This is a genomic window from Streptomyces niphimycinicus (genome assembly GCF_018883605.1).
GTDB classification, from domain to species: domain Bacteria; phylum Actinomycetota; class Actinomycetes; order Streptomycetales; family Streptomycetaceae; genus Streptomyces; species Streptomyces niphimycinicus.
This window is the reverse complement of sequence record NZ_JAHLEM010000858.1, coordinates 1-2078: the sequence shown is the minus strand read 5'-3', so window position 1 is coordinate 2078 and position 2078 is coordinate 1. Positions and strand designations below refer to the sequence as shown.

General features: G+C 75.1%; 2 protein-coding genes. Both read left to right on the top strand.

What is annotated here, in order from left to right:
• On the top strand, window positions 1-741 hold a 741-nt coding region (locus KN815_RS44270), incomplete at its 5' end, for a PucR family transcriptional regulator (RefSeq protein WP_216347409.1).
• A 120-nt stretch (window positions 742-861) separates the two neighbouring features.
• Window positions 862-1743 (top strand): hypothetical protein, encoded by an 882-nt coding sequence (locus tag KN815_RS44265; protein ID WP_216347407.1) that lies wholly within the window; start codon window positions 862-864, stop codon window positions 1741-1743.
• Window positions 1744-2078 lie beyond the last annotated feature (335 nt).

Below are 2078 nucleotides of genomic sequence, written 5' to 3'. Positions count from 1 at the left end.
CGCGAGCGCGGCGTGCGGGACGGCGCCGCGCGGGAGGGCTTCGCGCATGAGGGCTTGGCGCGGGACGGCGGGGCCGTCCTCGGCGCCCGGGTGGCCCAGGCGCTGCTGGAGGAGATCCTGGTCGACCCGGATGCGCCCGGGCCGGAGCTGTCGGACCGGATCGCGGTGGCGCACACCGGCGACGAGGCGGTGGCGCTCGTCCCCCTCCCGGCGCTCTCCGACGGCCCGTCGGAGGGCGGCATGGCGGGGCTCCAGGCCGACGCGCTGCTCACCGCCGTCCGGGAGCCGCTCTCCCGCGGTCTGGACGGCGACGGCCGGCTGACCCTCGGCGTCAGCGCCGCCGTCCACTCCGCCGACGGGCTGCGCGGCGCCCTGGAGGAGGCCCGGCACGCCCGGCGGGTGGCCGCCGCACGCCCCGGGCGGGTCTGCGCGGCCGGCCATCAGGAGCTGGCCTCGCACGTACTGCTGCTCCCCTTCGTCCCGGACGATGTGCGGCGCGCCTTCACCGCCCGGCTGCTGGACCCGCTGCGCGAGTACGACCGGCGCCACCGGGCCGAGCTGATCCCGACCCTGGAGGCGTTCCTGGACTGCGACGGCTCCTGGACGCGCTGTGCCGCCCGGCTGCATCTGCACGTCAACACGCTGCGCTACCGGATCGGCAGAATCGAGCAACTGACCGGGCGCGAGCTGTCGCGCCTGGAGGACAAGCTGGACTTCTTTCTCGCGCTGCGCATGAGCTGACGCCCGGCGGGGCGTGACCGTGGCCCGGGGACACGCCCGGGCGCGTGACAACGCGCCATCACTCTTGCCAGGGGTTTGTGAATTGATTCACACCAACCTCTTGGCCGGGCGCGCGCATTCATGCTGAGATTCGCCCACGGCTTCCGGCTCGATGGCGCGCTTGGGGAGGGCAATGTGGCGGACACCGCCATGTCACCACCTGGATCGTCCGATCCTCACTCCGAGGTACAGGCGGGGCGCGGGCTCGACCCGCTCGTGGACGACCCACTCGACACGGCGGTATGGCGGCTGCGTTCGCGCGGCTGCTGGAAAGACGCCGCCGAACTGCTCACCCCGCATGCGGTGGACGACGCCGCCGCCGCGCTCAAGCGCAGCGCCGTCCTGATCGAACGGTGCATGTACACCTCCGCGGGCTGGGACGCGGCCGATGACGCCCTGCGGGCGGCGGAGGCACTCGCGCTCACCGACACCGAGCGGGGCGCCACCGCCTGCGAACGCGGCTATCTGGCGTACGCGTCCACGCTGCTCGGGGTGCGGGACCGGGCCGACGAGGCGCGGACCGCGCTCGGCCGCGCCGCCGCGCTGCTCGCACCGGGCTCCCCGATCCGGCCGCTGCTGGACTTCCGGCGCGGGCTGATCTCCCAGCACCTCGCGCACAACCCGACCGGCGCCCTGGCCGCCTTCCAGCGCGCCCACGCGGGCGCGGCGGCCCACGGCGACACCCTGCTGCGCTCGTTCACCTGGCGCCATCTGGCCGCCATGGCGGAGGGGGACGGCGATCTGGCCGAAGCGCGCCACGGCTTCGCCGAGTCGCTGCGGATCCGTGAGGAGCTGGGCTATCTGGTCGGCATCGCCCCGGCCCTGGCCGCCCTGGCCGATGTCGAGCCCGACCCCGACGAGGCCACCCGGCTGCGCACCGAGGCGGCCCGCCTGGTCCGCCTGCTGGGCGGCGTCCCCGTCTGGCTCGCGGAACAGCTGTCCACCGAGGACACCACCGGCTGACCCGGCCGGGGGTGTGGGACCTATCGATATGCGGCTCCGCCGCGTGGCAAGGGCTTCGCCCCTGGACCCCGGGGGCTGGGGCGAAGCCCCGCCTTCCAGCCTTTCCAGGGGGCACCTCCCAGCGGTAGCTGGGGGAGTTCGAGGAGCGGGGTCTGGGGCGGAGCCCCGCCTCCCAGCCCCTCGGGGGGCACCTCCCAGCGGTAGCTGGGGGAGCTTGAGAAGCGGGGCCTGGGGCGGAGCCCCACCTTCCAGCCCCTCCGGCGATCGAGGAGCGGGGCCTGGGGCAGAGCCCCACCTTCCAGCCCCTCCGGCGATCGAGGAGCGGGGCCTGGGGC

Excerpts from the sequence above, each read along its gene's own strand:
- KN815_RS44265 (WP_216347407.1), top strand. The coding sequence starts at position 862 with ATGCTGAGATTCGCCCACGGCTTCCGGCTCGATGGCGCGCTTGGGGAG.